Annotated in this window: 18 protein-coding genes; 7 read left to right on the forward strand and 11 right to left on the reverse strand. The window is 38.3% G+C overall.

Annotation, left to right across the window (positions count from 1 at the left end; translation table 11 throughout):
* Position 1 precedes the first annotated feature (1 nt).
* The 8 genes from GLIP_RS10670 to GLIP_RS10705 form a co-directional block, all read right to left on the reverse strand.
* A complete protein-coding gene (locus GLIP_RS10670) occupies positions 2-862 on the reverse strand; it encodes an acyl-CoA thioesterase (protein ID WP_008844640.1) in 861 nt (286 codons plus the stop codon).
* 38 nt (positions 863-900) lie between these two features.
* Positions 901-2721 carry a protein kinase domain-containing protein gene (locus GLIP_RS10675; protein ID WP_008844641.1) on the reverse strand — a complete coding sequence of 607 codons (1821 nt, stop codon included), beginning with the start codon at positions 2719-2721 and terminating at the stop codon, positions 901-903.
* A 4-nt stretch (positions 2722-2725) separates the two neighbouring features.
* A complete protein-coding gene (locus GLIP_RS10680; RefSeq protein ID WP_008844642.1) occupies positions 2726-3592 on the reverse strand; it encodes a 23S rRNA (adenine(2030)-N(6))-methyltransferase RlmJ in 867 nt (288 codons plus the stop codon).
* Positions 3593-3690: 98 nt separating this feature from the next.
* On the reverse strand, positions 3691-5289 hold the full coding sequence (locus tag GLIP_RS10685) for a dihydrolipoyllysine-residue acetyltransferase (RefSeq protein ID WP_008844643.1): 1599 nt from the start codon (positions 5287-5289) through the stop codon (positions 3691-3693).
* A 13-nt stretch (positions 5290-5302) separates the two neighbouring features.
* Complete coding sequence (locus GLIP_RS10690) at positions 5303-6280, reverse strand: alpha-ketoacid dehydrogenase subunit beta (RefSeq protein ID WP_008844644.1); 978 nt, start codon at positions 6278-6280, stop codon at positions 5303-5305.
* Entirely contained in the window at positions 6273-7466 is a 1194-nt protein-coding gene (locus tag GLIP_RS10695; RefSeq protein ID WP_008844645.1) for a thiamine pyrophosphate-dependent dehydrogenase E1 component subunit alpha, read from the reverse strand. The genes GLIP_RS10690 and GLIP_RS10695 overlap by 8 nt, the downstream gene beginning before the upstream one ends.
* A 245-nt stretch (positions 7467-7711) precedes the next feature.
* Positions 7712-8506 carry a DUF2189 domain-containing protein gene (locus tag GLIP_RS10700; protein ID WP_008844646.1) on the reverse strand — a complete coding sequence of 265 codons (795 nt, stop codon included), beginning with the start codon at positions 8504-8506 and terminating at the stop codon, positions 7712-7714.
* Between the two features lie 227 nt (positions 8507-8733).
* A complete protein-coding gene (locus GLIP_RS10705; protein WP_008844647.1) occupies positions 8734-9258 on the reverse strand; it encodes a hypothetical protein in 525 nt (174 codons plus the stop codon).
* Between the two features lie 182 nt (positions 9259-9440).
* Here GLIP_RS10705 and GLIP_RS10710 point away from each other — a divergent pair, with 182 nt between their 5' ends.
* From GLIP_RS10710 to GLIP_RS21450, 6 genes are all read left to right on the forward strand, one after another.
* Positions 9441-10661 carry a pyridoxal phosphate-dependent aminotransferase gene (locus GLIP_RS10710; protein WP_008844648.1) on the forward strand — a complete coding sequence of 407 codons (1221 nt, stop codon included), beginning with the start codon at positions 9441-9443 and terminating at the stop codon, positions 10659-10661.
* 6 nt (positions 10662-10667) lie between these two features.
* On the forward strand, positions 10668-11276 hold the full coding sequence (gene yfbR, locus GLIP_RS10715) for a 5'-deoxynucleotidase (RefSeq protein WP_008844649.1): 609 nt from the start codon (positions 10668-10670) through the stop codon (positions 11274-11276).
* Positions 11277-11307: 31 nt separating this feature from the next.
* Positions 11308-12627, forward strand: coding sequence for an anti-phage deoxyguanosine triphosphatase (locus GLIP_RS10720; protein WP_008844650.1), 1320 nt, complete (start codon positions 11308-11310; stop codon positions 12625-12627).
* Between the two features lie 95 nt (positions 12628-12722).
* Positions 12723-13724, forward strand: coding sequence for a protein-methionine-sulfoxide reductase catalytic subunit MsrP (gene msrP, locus GLIP_RS10725; RefSeq protein WP_008844651.1), 1002 nt, complete (start codon positions 12723-12725; stop codon positions 13722-13724).
* Between the two features lies 1 nt (position 13725).
* The gene (gene msrQ / locus GLIP_RS10730) at positions 13726-14349 is read left to right on the forward strand and encodes a protein-methionine-sulfoxide reductase heme-binding subunit MsrQ (protein WP_008844652.1); all 624 of its coding nucleotides are present in this window, start codon (positions 13726-13728) and stop codon (positions 14347-14349) included.
* A 62-nt stretch (positions 14350-14411) separates the two neighbouring features.
* Complete coding sequence (locus tag GLIP_RS21450) at positions 14412-14792, forward strand: hypothetical protein (RefSeq protein ID WP_008844653.1); 381 nt, start codon at positions 14412-14414, stop codon at positions 14790-14792.
* Here the strand turns inward: GLIP_RS21450 and GLIP_RS10740 are convergent.
* On the reverse strand, positions 14789-15211 hold the full coding sequence (locus tag GLIP_RS10740; RefSeq protein WP_008844654.1) for an ACT domain-containing protein: 423 nt from the start codon (positions 15209-15211) through the stop codon (positions 14789-14791). The genes GLIP_RS21450 and GLIP_RS10740 overlap by 4 nt on opposite strands.
* A 114-nt stretch (positions 15212-15325) precedes the next feature.
* On the opposite strand from GLIP_RS10740, the gene GLIP_RS10745 reads away from it, so the two are divergent.
* Positions 15326-15787 carry a YchJ family protein gene (locus GLIP_RS10745; RefSeq protein WP_153886323.1) on the forward strand — a complete coding sequence of 154 codons (462 nt, stop codon included), beginning with the start codon at positions 15326-15328 and terminating at the stop codon, positions 15785-15787.
* Between the two features lie 80 nt (positions 15788-15867).
* On the opposite strand, the gene GLIP_RS10750 is transcribed toward GLIP_RS10745, so the two are convergent.
* Positions 15868-16647: a glycoside hydrolase family 75 protein gene (locus tag GLIP_RS10750; protein WP_008844656.1), complete on the reverse strand. Its 780-nt coding sequence runs from the start codon at positions 16645-16647 to the stop codon at positions 15868-15870.
* Positions 16648-16714: 67 nt separating this feature from the next.
* Entirely contained in the window at positions 16715-17488 is a 774-nt protein-coding gene (locus tag GLIP_RS10755; RefSeq protein ID WP_008844657.1) for a TatD family hydrolase, read from the reverse strand.

Consider the following 17488-nt stretch of genomic DNA (forward strand, 5'->3'; position numbering starts at 1 on the left):
CTTACTCGTCCACCTTTCGCATAAGGCCCTCTTGCATAGTAGATGCTACCAGCACGCCTTTTTGGTTGAAAAATTGACCACGAACTAAACCTCTTGCGCCCCCCGTGAATGGACTTTCAGCCACATATAGCAGCCATTCATCAAATTTAAATGGATGATGGAACCACATCGCGTGATCAATCGTAGCCATTCTTAATTGTTTATTTCTGACAGATATTCCATGAGGCTGCAATGAAGTACCCAAAAAATGATAGTCAGAAGCATAAGCTAACATGGCATGGTTTAAATTTAAGCCATCGTTAATCACTTCTTGGGCACGCATCCAAATAAAACGTTTAGGCTCTGATTTAACCGGCTTAAATGGATCAATTGTTTGTACTGTTCTGCTATCAATCGGTTTGTGATAGCTGAGAGCTTCTTGCATTCGTTCTGATATTTGGTCAAGTGTACTTTCGAAAAACGCTAAATCAGAACCAACCTCTTCTGGTGGTGGAACGTCAGGAATTTCTGCATATTGGTGCTCAAGACCTTTTTCAGGTGTTTGAAAAGATGCAGTTAAATAAAAAATATTTTTACCGTTTTGAATCGCTTTTACTCGACGAGTAGAAAAACTTCGACCATCCCTAACATTTTCAACATCGTATAGTACGGGATAGTTGGCATCTCCGGGCAGTAAAAAATAGGAATGAAAAGAATGCGTAATTCTGCCCTCAGGTAAGGTATTTTGAGCTGCAGCCAAGGCCTGCCCCATAACTTGTCCACCAAATAACGCTCGAAAACCCAAATCCCAACTTTGTCCTCTGTAAAGTGAATTTTCAATCCTTTCTAACTGCAATAATGACTTCAACGTCACTTCTGCCATGAACCTCTCCCATCAAATATAATATTTAGCTATTTTAGTTATTTTAGCTTTTTTGGATAAAACTTTTCAGGTAATCCTGCAGCATGCTCAAAATAACGAGTATCTTTATACGGTAATTTCATGAAACCAGAAATTCCTAATCCATTTATTTTGGGCAATAAATCAATAATTTCCTTTAGTAAGCTCTTAAATTCAAGTTCCATATTGTGATCAAGTAACGTGTAATAGCTGTGAATTTTTAAATGCGTTGGTAAAGCTTCAAAAATAATGCATCCAGTGTGATGAATACTGTTCAGTTGACGAATGATAATCATCATATCTTCAGGCAAAGCGAGTAATTCGTCAGGATCTTCTCCATCTTCAAAATACGAGTGATTCCTACTTTGGTCTTCTGTAATCGATGTTTGACTCAATTCGTACGGGATCTGCATATCTGTATTGGGGATAAAGGGTACCGATTCGTCATCTCTTTCGATATGCAGTGTATCTCTGGCGTTAAACATACAACTTTTAAACACGCCAACCCTGTGAATGGCTCTTGCCAGCGTGACAACATTGTTAACGGAAACGTCAAACGATCTTTTTAAACTAGGATTGAACAAATTAAGGCTTGAATCTATGTAAACCCCTTCAGGTTGCCATCTTACAACTAAGCCTCCTACCACAGGATATTTACCCAACCTGCCCACCGCTGAAATAAATGCTTTTTCTGTTTCTCCCATACCTTGCATATAGTTTTTATAGTAACGTTCAAATTGAGCATCATTTATGTAGTGAAGATCATTTTTTACGTCGGTATTTTCTAATTTTAGAAATGATCTGCGAGAGCTGTAAACAACAGTATCTATTTCCTTTTTCTTTGAGAACGTCCAAGTAGGAATTAGCGCCACATGTTCATTTTGTTCTTGTTTTGCAAACACGACATTTTTCATAAACTTCATGTTTTTAATAAAATAATCACCACCTAGTTTTCTCTGCTTAGGGTCTTCACTTAACATTGCTGTTAATACCTCAGCCAACTCTTTAGGTAAGCCAAGTGAATTAGGTTGAATGATATGTCTACCAAAACGGCTGGACTGCCCTGAGGCTAATGCGTACAGCGTACTTGCAAGCCCTTGTTCATCGAATCGAGGACTTGATAGTTCACCATTTAACTGTTCATCTCCAATAAAATATACATCCCCTAAACGTGCATTTGTCTGTTGCAGATCACTGGACATCAAGTCCATTACATTATTGGCGATGTATTGCCCTTGATGGTCCATTTGCGCAAACACACTTGAGCCCCAATCAATCAAACCTATTGTTTCAGTTTTTTCATCAAAAACAATATTTGATGGCTTGATATCACCATGCACAATCGGTTTAGGTTTCCCCTGATGTTGGTGATTACGTAAGAACAATAAAATTTCGGAAAGCTGAGCGGCTATTTTAGTGATAAGTCTTGCGGACAATGGCCCTTGCTGAAGCGAATACACTTCTAAATCTACGCCAGTCGCCCTTTCCATTACCAAAATGGCTTGTTTTTTAACCCGCTGAAACTCGATTAATGAAGGCACAAATGGATGATCAACTTGACTCAACATAAAGGCTTCGTCTTCGAGTTGGTCTTGTACATGCTGTGGCAAGTTAACTCTAGAGAATTTAAACACCAAATGTTTATGCTGTGGATCAATGCCAGCAAAAGCGAAACCAAAAGCTCCTTTACCAATTAGTTCAATGTTACTGTAACCAAGCAGTTCGAGCTGCTCTTTACATAGGTTGATCCAGTCTTTTAATTTTTGTGCATCTTTATGCGATAAAAGATAAATAGATTGTTCATCAGGAATATAAAAGTGTTTTAGATTTGCCAATGACATTTGACTAATCAGCCTGCTTTAACCATTCTACAACTGCTTTACCACTTAAATCTGCCTTCACTAATTGAGAAAAAAGCGCAGGTACGACACTTTCCAATTCTACGTCAAGTTGCCATGGCGCGTTTATTATAACCATACCCGAACCATACATTCCGGTTTCGCCATCATTTTCGGTGACATGCAAAGCAACATTTAAAACACTTTTACAATCTAGTGCACTGATTTTCTTTAACATGTTTTCACTTAATCCAGCTTTTTTAGCGGCACGAGAAGATAGCAATGGATACCAGATAGCATATATACCTATTGGCCATTTATTTAAGGCTTTTTCTAACGTATTTGTTACTTGCTGATATTCGTCTGACACTTCGTATGATGGATCGATTAGAACCAAACCACGGGCGGGGTTAGGTGGTAAAAAAGCGAGTAAGCCTTCGTAACCATCTCGATGATGAATTGCCAAAGAGGCAGCACATTCTGTTGTTGACAAATTCTGTCTTAAATTATCAATCTCAGTATTATGCAATTCCATGCAAATAAGTCTATCTTGTTCGCGTAATGTACGAGCCGCAATCAGCGGAGAACCTGGATATTGATCCTGTGTTAGAAACTCACTGATTAATTGCTGATATTTTCTTATATCTTCGTGTTGTGAATGCGCAACTTGTAAGCATTCGACGCCTGACAAATATTCTTTGGTTTTTTGCGCTTCAGCACTTTGTAAATCATACAAACCTGCGCCACTGTGAGTATCAATGTAAATCGCAGGTTTTTCTTTAAGTTTTAATTTATTGATGATTAACATCTGGGTGATATGTTTTAGCACATCGGCATGATTGCCTGCGTGAAAACTATGACGATAGCTTAGCATTTCAATTTTTACTCTATAAACTGCCTTTTAGCTAATCATACCCAAATACGGCAAAGTCACCAGTAATTCCCCACTTAGTGTTTCTTCGCCGTGGATGATTATCGCAGATGACTTAGCATACTCATTGGATTTTCTAGATAAGATTTCCAAAGATTACTAAATTTCACCATTGTTGCGCCATCAATTATTCGATGATCTCCAGACCAACTTATATGCATTAAATTTACCGGTATCACATTGTCTTGCGCATCAAAGCGAGGTAACCGTTGAATTTTACCCAATGCGACAATCGCGCTTTCTGGCTTATTAATTACAGGAGTTGCAGTTGTGCCACCTATTACACCAATATTAGAGATACTAATGGTACCGCCTTTTAAATCGTTACTAGCAAGCTTTCCTTCCCTTGCTAAATTGACTAAACGATCCATTTCTAAGGCGATTTCAAACAAAGATAAATTTTGTACATTTTTAATGTTTGGAACCAGTAGTCCTATTTTAGAATCAACCGCAATACCAATATTGTGTTCATTAAAGTAGGTAATCTCGGTGCATTCGTCATTTACCTGGCTATTAATAATTGGAAACTGTTTTAATGCCAACGACAAAGCTTTTATGAAAAAGGGCATTAAACTAAGTTTAGCGCCGCTTGCTTCGAAATCAGCTTTTAGCTGCGTTTTCAGCGTTAATAACGTATCCATTTCAACTTCATCACTGACACTGAAATGTGGAATCGTAAAAACTGAACCAGTCATCTGTTTTGCCATAACTGCTTTAATTCCGCGAATGGCTTCAACTCGATTTGGCTGAATATTTTCACTTGATTCTTTTATGCCATTAGCGTTTGTTTGGGTATTGCTTTTCGATTCACCTTTGTTGTCAAGGTGAGAAGCGATATCCTGTTTTAAAACACGCCCTTTTTTACCACTCCCAGAGACACTCGTTATATCCAGATTATTCTCTCTAGCTAAACGGCGTACAGCGGGACTTGCCAAAGCTTTTCGCTTGTTATTTTTTTGCACTGATTGAGCCGCTGAAGGCTGAGAATTCTCAGCTAAGTTTTCAGTTTTCAACGGTGATGATTGCTTCTGTGAATTACCCGTACTTTCTGATTCTTCAGTAGATAATGCATACAAAGGACTATGCACTTTTGCAATTTCGCCTTGCTGGTAATAAAGCTGCATTATGGTCCCTGAATATTTAGCAGGGATTTCCACTAGCGCTTTATCTGTCATCACTTCAACAACAGGTTGGTCTTCTGTTACTTCCTGCCCTTGCTCCACTAACCATTTTACAATTTCACACTCGACTATACCCTCACCGATATCAGGCAAAATAAAGTCAATGGAGGATTGGTTTGACGAACCTTCAATACTTTCTTTAGAAGAGGCTTGTGATAATTCTGAAAGCTGTTCTTTTTCTAGCTCTTGTGAGTCAGTTGACGACGCGTTTTGATTTTCGTCTGACTCATTATCCATAGCAAATAGTGGAGCATGTACTTTAGCTATATCTCCGGTTTTATAATACAGCTTAGTGATTACACCAGCATGCATTGCGGGTATTTGAACCGTTGCTTTATCGGTCATTACTTCGGCTACAGGTTGGTCTTCTTCAATGACATCACCTTCTTGTACTAGCCACTCAAGTAATTCACATTCCACAATTCCCTCGCCAATATCAGGCAATATAAAGTCACTCATGTTGTTCTCCTGATTAATAATTGACTGAGCGTTTTATCGCTTCGTAGGTTTTTAAATGGTCTGGCATGTATTCTTTTTCATGGGCTAGTGGATATGGCGTATCTAGCCCACACACTCTGGCAATAGGCGACTCGAGATTCAAAAAGCATTTATCTTGTACAGTGGCAGCAATTTCGCTGGCAAAACCACCCGTTTGTGGTGCTTCATGGTTAATTAATAAACGTCCTGTTTTTGCTACGGATTCACACACAGTTTCAACATCCCAAGGTAAAATACTGCGCAAATCAATAATTTCACAAGAAATCCCATCAGCATCCGCCATATCAGCCGCTTTTTCTAAAATTTCTACTTGTGCTCCCCACGCGAGTAACGTGATATCACTGCCCTCTTTAATCACATCGGCCTTTCCCAAAGTGAGTTCATAGTCTTCTTCAGGTACTTCGCCCACCGACGCTCTATATAAGCGTTTTGGCTCCATAAATAACACAGGGTTGTCATCTCGAATGGATGCTAATAACAAACCTTTAGCCTGATATGGATTGCGTGGCACCACAATTTTCATGCCTGGGATATGTGCAAAAAAGGCTTCAGGTGATTGTGAGTGATAAAGTCCCCCAGCAATACCGCCGCCGTAGGGCGTTCTGATAGTTAAACTACCGCAGGTAAATTGTCCGCCAGAACGATATCTAAATTTAGCTGTTTCATTCACAATTTGATCAAAAGCAGGAAAAATGTAATCTGCAAACTGAATTTCAGCGATGGCTGTTGAACCTTGAGAGGCAAGACCATTAGCAAAACCAATAATACCTTGCTCAGTTAGTGGTGTATTGAAACAACGAGCTTTACCAAACTTTTCTTGTAAATTACTTGTAGCCCTAAACACGCCGCCAAAATGGCCAACATCTTCACCAAATACCATGGCGCTTTTATCTTGTTCCATTGCGGTGATTAATGCGTTATTAACCGCTTGTAACATGTTCATTTTAGTCATTTTTGATTCTCCCTGAAGTCTTCGGGTACGCTTCTGGGTACTGGCGAATATGCTGTTTTAGAGATTGAAGTTGCTCTTTCAGATGCCAAGGCGGTGTGTCGTATACATCTTCAATAATATCGTCGATATGATTAACTGGCTCTTTTTCAACTTGTTTTAAGGTTTGTAATACTTCTTGGCGCGACTCAACGGCAAACTGCTTAATGGCTTCTTCATTAAACCAATTTTTGCTCTTTAACCATTTCTCAAAACGTAAGATAGGATCTTTTTCACGCCATTTAGCTTCTTCTTCTTTAGAACGGTAGCCAGTTGGATCATCCGAAGTAGAATGCGCAGCTAAACGATAGGTCATTGCTTCGATCAACACAGGGCACTGTTCTTTGAGCGCAATTTCTCTGGCTTTTTTGGTCGCCGCAAAGACAGCCAAAACATCGTTACCGTCAACCCTAATGGTTTTTATCCCATAGCCGATCCCACGAGATGCTATGCCGTCTCCTGCAAACTGTTCTTCTGCTGGTGTTGAGATTGCGTAACCATTATTGCGACAAAAGAAAATCACTGGACAATTTAGCACGGCGGCCATGTTTAATCCGGCATGAAAGTCTCCTTCCGAAGCTGCACCTTCACCAAAATAACAGATAGTTAATGCGTCAACCCCCGCCATTTTTTGTCCATAGGCATAACCAGATGCTTGTGGTATTTGTGTTCCTAAAGGCGATGAAATTGTCATAAAGTTCAATGCTTTATCACCATAATGAATCGGCATTTGACGACCTTTATTAGGATCCTTTTGGTTACTAAACATCTGATCCATAAATTGTTTTGTTGTATAGCCACGATATGCCAAAGTACCCTGTTCACGATATTGAGACATAATCATATCTTCAGGTTCTAACGCTGCCGCACTACCAATTGTAGCCGCCTCTTCACCTGTACAAGCTAAATAAAAACTAATTCTACCTTGACGCTGAGCAGCTATCATTCGCTCATCTAAAATTCGAATATAATGCATCGTTTGCAAGATTTTTTCTGACTTATCTTGGTCTAACTCTGCATAGCCATCGCTATCGTGCGCAACACCATCAGGGGATAATAATTGCAACATTGGAATATCAACTAAACCGTTTGATATCATTTTGACATCATGTGCTATTCCAATATCAGAAAGATGATTTCTGTCTTTCATTTAAAAACCTATTTCAAAGTTAAATAACCTGTTAGTAATATGTTAATTTTAGTTCACAAGTAGGATAGATGTGTTGCGATTTTGAATAGCGCAGTGAAAACTAGTGAGACAAGTAATCTAAGATGATGGTGTTAATTAGGATAACTATCCTATTTGTGCGAAAAGTCATTTTTGTTAGTCTATAAATTTCAAAAAACCAACAAAAAGGGCCTAGATTATTAGGCCCTTCAAATTCTTATATACTTTTATTCGTATTTACGCGCTCTTTTAACTTCAATGGTATCAATATATCCGTGCCAAGTAGCGTAGCCTATCAACGGCATCAACAAGATAAAACCAATGAAACCGGTGAGGAAACCTATCACTACCGCGGTGAATATAATCATTGCCCAAATAAACATAGGGCCTTTATTCAACCAAACTGCATTAACACTGGTTAGCACCGCAGTAGCAAGATCGACCTTTCTCTCTATTAAAATGGGTTGCGTAAAGGCACTAAGGAAAAATACGATTGCAGTGAAGGCAGCACCCACTACACTACCCAATGCTAGAAATGGCAATAATTCTTCTAAATTATCTCCCAAATAGGCAGGATATAGTGCATGTATCATCGAAGCGACTCTTAACCAGAATATCATCAACACTGTTAATAATATGCCAAAGCCCCATTCGTTTACCGCATTACGTTTTACTGCTTTGACAGCATGCCATAAGCTTGGAGTGTGTCCTTTTTCTAGTTCCCAACTAATGTCATATAGTCCGGCAGCTAAAAACGGGCCAATCAACATAAAACATACCATGGCTGGTAATATCACTAAATGCCATCCGGTCAACGCCACTGCGTAAGTAATTAACCATGGAATTAAAGCGAAAAACACGCCGAAAAACACGGTTAAAATAGGCGCTTTGAGCAGATCTCTAAATCCCAAAGCAAGCCATTTTAACGGGTCACCTGCTTCTAGTTTCTTGCAAGGAATGACTCGGGCTATGCCACTGTCGGTGATTGCGTTATGCGGTTCTTCCTCAAAATGTTGGGACATACTCAACTCCAGATTAAAAAATGTATTGGGGTTTAAAACACAATTATTATTGAAATCATATATATGGATAAGTATAAGCAAGCATTTTCACTTTGCCATTGCCCCAGATCAAATTTTAAGCAGTTAAATTATATAAATTTTTATCAGGAGCAAACTACTATGAATATAATTAACACAATAGCAACAAGATAAAAACAAAACATTAATAAAATAGTATATAGAAGTGGTTAAGATATGTTGGTCGGATACCAACAAAGTGCGGTTTTAAAGTAAGCGTGTAAAACTCTATTCAGATCAGAAAAGCTAGTTACTGGTTGATTTGTTTGCGCCACACATTGACTAACAAATCGATGACAATTATTTCTAATTAAATCGTATCGCGTATATTCGAACAGTCGCGCAACAGATGATTCAACAGCTTTCGGTGCTATTAAGGGATCTGCATAAGTATCACATAAAACAAAAATTTGATTTCCGCTTCTGCCGGTTAAAAATCGTTGTGGGGATATACCACGAATAAGTCCATTGCCCTTCAATTCAATGATATTACCGTCAACCCAAATACCAGTATGTTCAAACACACCATATATACCGCAACACACAATTGCACCATCTTTAGGACTTACGATGGACTTAACCTCGCCAGGATAATGCTGAACAAATTGACGATTGACTTTATTTGCTTGGCGAACTTTATCACCTGCATAAATTGCAGCTAATCCAGCGCCTATCCATATTAAAGGTACAGGCATGATATTTCCCAGTTAAGTAAACAAATTCAGATTGCAAGAAGTGGTAAAAATTAACAAGGATTAGTTTGTAAACAGATGTTATGCAATAAAATTGAAAGATATATAAAAATATTTATTAAATCCCTCTTAACACCAGCCCCTGTGCTGTATTACTCTGTATCATCAGTTTAAGGTGTATATGCATGAAATTAATTAGTAAATCCAATAAATTAGAAGGCGTTTGTTACGACATAAGAGGGCCGATTCTTGATGCGGCTAGGAAAATGGAAGATGAAGGGCATCGTATCCTCAAACTTAATATAGGTAACCCTGCCCCTTTTGGATTTGCAGCACCTGAAGATATATTAAAAGATGTAATTCATAATTTGCCCACAGCGCAGGGATATTCAGATGCTTCGGGAATATACGCCGCACGGGTGGCTGTTATGCAATATTATCAACAGCAGAATATTAAGAATATTTCTGTAGATGATGTGTTTATCGGCAATGGGGTGAGCGAACTCATCGTGATGGCGATGCAAGCGTTGCTAAATAATGGCGACGAAGTGTTGATACCTAGTCCAGACTATCCTCTTTGGACAGCGGCAGTTAGTTTATCTTCAGGTACACCGGTGCATTATAAATGTGACGAACAGTCAGACTGGTTTCCAGACATAGATGATATACGCAGTAAAGTAAGTAGTAATACCAAAGCCATTGTTTTAATCAATCCGAATAATCCAACTGGTGCCGTATATAGCAGAGAATTGCTGCAACAAATAATTGAACTTGCCCGAGAATTTAACCTTGTGGTGTTCAGCGATGAAATATACGACAAAATTTTATACGATGGGGCAAAACATACCTGTATCGCATCGATGGCAGATGATTTGTTTTTTATTACCCTAAGTGGACTGTCGAAAAACTACAGAATTGCCGGCTTTAGAGCGGGCTGGTTACTAGTTAGCGGGAACAAATTAATCGCTAGAAATTACATAGATGGATTAAACATGTTGGCATCAATGCGTATGTGCGCAAATGTGCCCTGCCAACATGCAATTCAAACGGCATTGGGCGGATACCAAAGTATCAACGACCTAATCGTTGACGGCGGACGATTAAAAATCCAACGCGATATTGCATCAAAAATGTTAAACGATATTGATGGTATTAGCTGCGTTGTGCCTAAAGGTGCAATGTATTGTTTTGTCAAAGTCGACGCAGAAAAATTTAATATCACCAATGATGAACAAATGATCTTGGATTTATTAACCAAAGAAAAAATCCTGTTAGTTCACGGGAAAGCATTCAACTTTACCGAAGGTTGTTATTTCAGATTGGTATTTTTACCGCACAAAGATGAGCTTGAAATGGCCATAAAACGAATTGGAAATTTCTTTTCGTATTACAAGCAAGTAAGGTAAAAAAGCATGTCACTTACTCCAAATAGAAGCCACTTTTTTGCTCACCTTGCACGCATGAAGTTGATTAATCGCTGGCCACTAATGCGTAATATCAATACGGAAAATGTGCAAGAACATAGTTTGCAAGTGGCCATGGTTGCCCATGCACTGGCGATGATTAAGAACAAACATTTCCAAGGACAGTTAGATCCATTCAAAATCGCCACGATTGCGTTATTTCATGACGTTTCAGAAGTTCTCACTGGTGATCTGCCAACACCGGTAAAATATTTTAATCCGGCCATAAAAGATGAATACAAAAAGATTGAAAAAATCGCCGAACAAAAGCTAATTGATATGGCCCCCGTTGAATTTAAAGAAGACTATGCTGATTTGATAGACCATAACCGTCACAGCAAAGATGAAGCCTTTATTATTAAAGCTGCGGATGTCATTTGTGCATATTTAAAAACCTTAGAAGAATTATCTGCCGGTAATAGAGAATTTGAAATAGCGAAAAAAAGGTTAGATAAAATACTCAAAGATTATCGTTCGGATGAAGTAAATTACTTTTTAGACGCGTTTGTACCTAGCTTTTCATTAAGTCTTGATGAAATAAGTCAGGAAGAAAGTTAACTACTGCCCTTTTGTAACAAGGAACTAATCGATGTGGACTCAAAGAAGAGAATCGAATCAATCTATTCGTAGCGGCGATCATCGAAATCCTTATCAACGCGACAAAGCAAGAATTCTTCACTCAGCAGCATTCAGGCGTCTGCAAGCTAAAACTCAAGTATTAGGCGTGGGTATGAGTGACTTTTATCGTACGCGATTAACTCATTCACTTGAAGCATCTCAAATTGGCCAGGGTATTACCGCACAATTACGCAGCAAATATCCTGATCTCACCGAGCAATTAGATGTTAATGAACAACTCATCGAGGCGCTTTGCCTCGCTCACGATATCGGACACCCTCCTTTTGGTCATGGTGGCGAAATTGCGCTTCACTATAAAATGTATCGACATGGTGGTTTTGAAGGAAACGGTCAAACATTTAGAATCGTCGGCAAATTAGAACCCTATACCTTAGAACATGGAATGAATTTAAGTCGACGCACTATGTTAGGTTTAGTAAAATACCCTAATTTTATCGACACCTTAACCAATCTTGATATCGAGGCGCAAAACGTTCCTCATCGACAAGTAAAAGCCAACTTGTGGCATCCTCCTAAGGGGTTGTATCAGTGTGATTCGGCAATGTTTCATTGGTTGCTTGAACCTTTGTCTGAAAACGACAAAAAACATTTTATGGGGTTTAATCAGTTTCCTGACAAACATAGCAAAACACGTTTTAAAACGTTCGATTGTTCAATCATGGAATTAGCCGATGACATTGCTTATGGCATCCACGATTTAGAAGATGCAATTGTGATGGGAATCATTCATAGAGAGCAGTTTCAACAAGAAGTCGCCAATAAAATCAAAGATATCTCTGATTTTTCCCTTTCCGATCAGATAGATTCGTTAACAGAGAAATTATTTAGTGAATTTCATCATCAACGCAAAGATGCCATAGGCGCATTGGTTAATAGTTTTATAACGTCGATAGAAATAAGCAAAAAAGCGGAACATTTTGACGAGCCACTATTACGTTACGATGCAACGTTCCCGACTTCTTGCCACCACGCTCTTGGTCTCTTTAAAGCGTTCGTACTTAATCGCGTAATTCGCAAACCTGATATTCAAATTATCGAATATAAAGGCCAACAAATTGTTATGGAGTTGTTTGAAGCTATTCAATCTGATCCTGAACGTTTATTACCAGAAAATACCTGTCAAAGGTGGCGTATTGCTGAATTGGAAAATAACGGAAATCGCGTCATTGCGGATTACATTTCAGGCATGACAGATGGATTTGCATCTAAACTATATAGCAGTTTATTTTTACCTAAATCAGGCAATATAAATGATCAGTTTACAGCCTAAGTAAACGAACAATAAATGACTGCGTTGTAATTTTTTATCCAAAACCACTTTCTAATCGTATATAGAGTAGAATTCGTTAATTAATTGGATATTGTATGCTGTTAAAAGTACCCAAAAAAAGTGACCTATCAGAAAATCTAGTAACACCTAAAGATGTGTATCTTCAACGTAGAAAATTATTGAAAACGTTAGGTTTTTTAGGGACTGGAGCGTTACTATCCAGCCCTTCTGCGCAGGCTTTAAATTGGTTTTCAGATGATGAAAAACCGTTCAAAACAAGTCCCTTGTCATTTTCTAAAGCGTCTGACTGCACAACGGATGAAACATTAACTCCGCAAGACAAGATCACCTCGCATAATAATTTTTACGAATTCGGAACGGCAAAATCTGATCCTAAAGAAAACGCACAAAGCTTTAACGTTAACCCATGGACTCTTTCCGTTGAAGGACTTGTCGAAAAACCATTAACCTTAGATTACGACGATTTAAGCAAGCTCTTTACGCTCGAAGAACGCATATATCGATTACGCTGCGTAGAAGCATGGTCAATGGTAATTCCTTGGATTGGATTTTCACTAGCCGCTTTAATCAAACGCGCTAAACCACTAAGCTCAGCTAAATATGTGGCATTTGAAACCTTATATGATCCAAAACAAATGCCGGGACAGAAAAGTCGTTTTGTCGGTGGTGGTATTGATTATCCCTATGTGGAAAGTTTGCGTATCGACGAAGCCTTGCACCCTTTATCAATGATGGCTGTCGGACTATATGGTGAAACCCTACCACCACAAAACGGCGCGCCAATTCGACTCGTTGTACCGTGGAAATATGGATTTAAAAGTATCAAATCCATCGTTAAGATAAAATTAACAGATAAACAACCACCCACCACATGGAATCGACTTGCTTCTAACGAATACGGGTTTTATGCGAATGTTAATCCTGACGTTTCTCATCCTCGTTGGAGTCAAGCAAGTGAACGACGTATAACCAGTGGTGGTCTTTTCAACCAAAATCGTATTCCCACATTACCTTTTAATGGCTATGAAGAAGTAAGTGACCTGTATAAAAATATGGATTTAAGGCGATACTTTTAAAGTGAAGTTTAGATTAATCCAACAGCATATCTTTTATTTAAAGATCATTATTCACCTATCTGCACTTGTGCCTTTAGTCTGGTTTTTTTATCTGGGTTTTAATGACCAGTTAGGCGCTGATCCAGTCAAAGAAATTTTACACTTTACTGGCATAAGTGCGTTTAATTTACTATTACTTTCTTTATTAGTCTCGCCTGTCGCTAAACATTTTAAACAATCGATTTTGATAAAAGTGCGCAGATTACTTGGGCTTTACGCATTCGTATATGCGTTAGCACATTTTCTCAGTTATATATTGTTTGAACTACAACTTGCTTGGCAACTGCTCATTTCCGAGATTATAAAACGGCCTTATATCACAGTTGGGTTTAGCGCTTTTCTAATATTAACGCTACTTGCTTGTACATCTACGATGTGGGCGCAAAGAAAATTGGGAAGAAAATGGCAAACATTACATAACTTCGTGTATCTCGCCGGTGTATTAATTGCGCTGCATTATATTTGGTCAGTTAAATCAGACATACTTCAACCTGCTGTTTATTGGGGGCTGTTACTCTTCTTATTGTTCTTTAGAAAAGAAAAATTTAGACAATTGGTTAAAAAATATAAAAAAAGACTTGCATGATTATTTATACAGTACTACTGTATATATCAACACTGTATACAAATACACTATTGAGGTGATTCATGGCACAAGTACATTCTTCCGAACTCCCGTTTTTGCCGGTCAATAATCAATTGCACTATCAAAACTATATGGCCCATTTCGGCCTCAATGGTTTGACTGATTCAAAATGGATGTATTTGATAGCTGACAATATCCGTTTTTCTGGTAAGTATGAAAAAGCCATACGATTAACTAAACCAACCATCGATAGGCTGTTTTGTTGGATGGAGAAAATTATATTAGCTGGCAATTGCTCCGTTTTATTCGTGGAAAACTTACAACTTGATGACTTGCGTACACAACGTATTAAGGCATTGTGTGAGCAACAGGATGTCACCTTAATTAATTTGACTTTAGATTCAGCATTACCCGAAAACTTAATTGTTGGTCCATGGCATTAAAGTTTAGTGTCTGCTGCCATTTCCAGTGATAAAGAGGTTAGCGCAGTTAATGCGCGTTGTGCGTCTTTGTCTGCAACAAATATGTGATCATGATAGTAACCCGCTACCACATTGGCACTAATATTATGTTTGGTAAGCACGTTAGAAAATGCCGCAGTTAAACCTACCGCTTCAAGACTAGAATGAACATTTAAGGTAATACACCGATACAACTGGTCATAGTGGATCCCACTGTCTATTGCCGTTTGCTCATTAATAATCAGTGTCATTCCCTCTTTTTCCTGAAATACCCCCTTGGGGATTAATTTGGCGATACTGGCCCAATCTATATCAGCTACAGAATGAAATATGTATTTGTCTTCGAGGAGTTCAGGTGACATTGAAGCAATCAGTTTGTCTAAATTTTTTTCTCCAGACATATTTCTCCCTTAAAGTTTATTAGTAATTTTAGAAATGAAATGATTGTTTCCAATGGCATAATACATTAAATTTCCTCAATATTCGTAACCATAAGTAACCCAATTATTTTGCAATTGCCGACAAACACGTGCCTATGCGGCAGTAATATTCAATTTCAACACTGTTGTGAACCCTACTTACAGCAAAAACAATGGCCACAAACAGCAGAACAATTAATGCGTTCTCGCTTTTCAGCCTACGCCACACAGCAATATCAATATATTTTAGACACCTATGCGCAAAGTCAACGTGATACATTATCGGTAAAAGAGCTACAACAAAGCGATAAAGAAACAACGTGGTTAAGGTTACAAATCGTCAATTGTCCTGATGATCACACAGTAGAGTTCAAAGCCTATTCTAAATTTCAAAATCAATTTAACTTATTACATGAGATATCAATTTTTACCTTAGAAAATCAACATTGGATGTATAAAGAGGGAGAGCTTTTAGCAGACACTGGCCAGGTTAAATTAAACCGAAATGACCAATGCCTTTGTGGTAGTGGGAAAAAATATAAAAAATGTTGTATCTGACTTTTTTGTTTTTGTTTTCATATCGTTTAGAAACCACTAAAGGTAATCCGCTTTCTAATTAGATAAAATCAACATCCGCATTACTTTTCTAATAAAGTAGAACAAGATAACGTCTGCTCTTGTCCGCCAATGCTTTCTAATAGTTCGTCACCTATTTGTTCTATTTGTTCAGTCGTTAAAGGCCAAGGGTGTTGCTTAGAAGAATACGGAAATAGAACGTAAAGTATTTTCCCTCGTGGTGCGCCAGCGCCATTGCGAGGATTTACGTTTTTACCTCCCAATCCTTCTGCTAATGCCATAGACATTTCCCCCAAACTCGCATTAGACGGGCCTACATCAGCCACTACAAAACTTTGAATGTCGTTGGTTTCAAGATTGATAGCAATACCAATATCACCTAGACGACCAGTACCCTTTTTACTATAAAATTTACCGGGGTAAACAAGGTAAGGAAAATGTGTGGCATCGACGTAGCGGCTCGGATCGAGTTTAGATTTTTGCTTATCAAATAGGGATGTTTTTGAGATGAAATATCCCTTAAATTCTCCATCTGGTTGCACGTATGGCTTGTTCGGATGATTTGGATCTTCGACTAAAACTGACGGCCACCAATCGCTGTCTGGATATCCTGCATTTAAGTAGTTATCAAGCCCTATATTTTCCGGGTGATACGCATTGGGCGCACCATCAGCATCGATAGCCTTATGTTGTGTAGCAAATATAAACGCAGATTTACTCTCGTTTATAAGTAGTTTTTCATTTTTATAATTTTGCCAGTGAGTAAACTCACATTCGACAGCAGCAACTAATGCCGAAGGTAACATTAAATTAAGTGTTAACATTGCAACTGTTCTATTCATTTTGGCTTCCTTGACTATGCGTGTGTTTATACACTATAGCTTGGAATTTTGAATTTAGAATAAAAGTTTACTTTCGTTTAATCGCATCAAATAACGTGTAAAAGTTATTAGTTGTAATTTCAGCTAATTGTTTAACGCTGACACCTTTTAATTGCGCAATAAATTCTGCAACTTCAACGACATAAGCTGGTTGGTTTTGCTTACCGCGATATGGTATTGGTGCTAACCAGGGAGAATCAGTTTCAATTAATAATTTTTCTAAAGGTAGCGCTTTAACGACATTTTGCAGTTCTTTTGCAGAGTTGAACGTAACTATCCCTGAAATGGATATATACAACCCTAATTCAATTGCCGCTTCGGCCATTTCTAAAGATTCCGTAAAGCAATGCAATACCCCTTTGGTTTCACTGTCTTTATATTCATTTAATAGCGCAAGCGTATCTTCACGAGCATCACGGGTATGGATAATTAATGGTTTGGATAGTTGATTAGCCACTTTAATATGATCAATAAATGATTGTCGCTGCACATCTTTGGTATCTGCGCTGTAGAAATAATCTAGTCCTGTCTCCCCTACTGCGACAACTTCGGGTTTAGAAGCCATTTCTAATAGTTCGTCGAAACTACATGCGTCTTCTTGATGCAATGGATGGACCCCACATGAAACAGACACATCTTGAAAGTCATTTACTTTAGCTAACATTTCGGGAAAGTCCTTAACCGAAACAGCTACACATAAAAAATGGTCTACGCCGCGCTGCTTTGCGAATGCGATAACGTCTTTAAGTTCTGAATCTGTTTTATCAAGTCTGTCTAAATGACAATGCGAATCTACGAACAA

The sequence above is a fragment of the Aliiglaciecola lipolytica E3 genome, from assembly GCF_000314975.1.
Classification (GTDB): domain Bacteria; phylum Pseudomonadota; class Gammaproteobacteria; order Enterobacterales; family Alteromonadaceae; genus Aliiglaciecola; species Aliiglaciecola lipolytica.

Excerpts from the sequence above, each read along its gene's own strand:
- GLIP_RS10670 (WP_008844640.1), bottom strand. The coding sequence starts at position 862 with ATGGCAGAAGTGACGTTGAAGTCATTATTGCAGTTAGAAAGGATTGAA.
- GLIP_RS10675 (WP_008844641.1), bottom strand. The coding sequence starts at position 2,721 with ATGTCATTGGCAAATCTAAAACACTTTTATATTCCTGATGAACAATCT.
- GLIP_RS10680 (WP_008844642.1), bottom strand. The coding sequence starts at position 3,592 with ATGCTAAGCTATCGTCATAGTTTTCACGCAGGCAATCATGCCGATGTG.
- GLIP_RS10685 (WP_008844643.1), bottom strand. The coding sequence starts at position 5,289 with ATGAGTGACTTTATATTGCCTGATATTGGCGAGGGAATTGTGGAATGT.
- GLIP_RS10690 (WP_008844644.1), bottom strand. The coding sequence starts at position 6,280 with ATGACTAAAATGAACATGTTACAAGCGGTTAATAACGCATTAATCACC.
- GLIP_RS10695 (WP_008844645.1), bottom strand. The coding sequence starts at position 7,466 with ATGAAAGACAGAAATCATCTTTCTGATATTGGAATAGCACATGATGTC.
- GLIP_RS10700 (WP_008844646.1), bottom strand. The coding sequence starts at position 8,506 with ATGTCCCAACATTTTGAGGAAGAACCGCATAACGCAATCACCGACAGT.
- GLIP_RS10705 (WP_008844647.1), bottom strand. The coding sequence starts at position 9,258 with ATGCCTGTACCTTTAATATGGATAGGCGCTGGATTAGCTGCAATTTAT.
- GLIP_RS10710 (WP_008844648.1), top strand. The coding sequence starts at position 9,441 with ATGAAATTAATTAGTAAATCCAATAAATTAGAAGGCGTTTGTTACGAC.
- yfbR (WP_008844649.1), top strand. The coding sequence starts at position 10,668 with ATGTCACTTACTCCAAATAGAAGCCACTTTTTTGCTCACCTTGCACGC.
- GLIP_RS10720 (WP_008844650.1), top strand. The coding sequence starts at position 11,308 with ATGTGGACTCAAAGAAGAGAATCGAATCAATCTATTCGTAGCGGCGAT.
- msrP (WP_008844651.1), top strand. The coding sequence starts at position 12,723 with ATGCTGTTAAAAGTACCCAAAAAAAGTGACCTATCAGAAAATCTAGTA.
- GLIP_RS21450 (WP_008844653.1), top strand. The coding sequence starts at position 14,412 with ATGGCACAAGTACATTCTTCCGAACTCCCGTTTTTGCCGGTCAATAAT.
- GLIP_RS10740 (WP_008844654.1), bottom strand. The coding sequence starts at position 15,211 with ATGTCTGGAGAAAAAAATTTAGACAAACTGATTGCTTCAATGTCACCT.
- GLIP_RS10750 (WP_008844656.1), bottom strand. The coding sequence starts at position 16,647 with ATGAATAGAACAGTTGCAATGTTAACACTTAATTTAATGTTACCTTCG.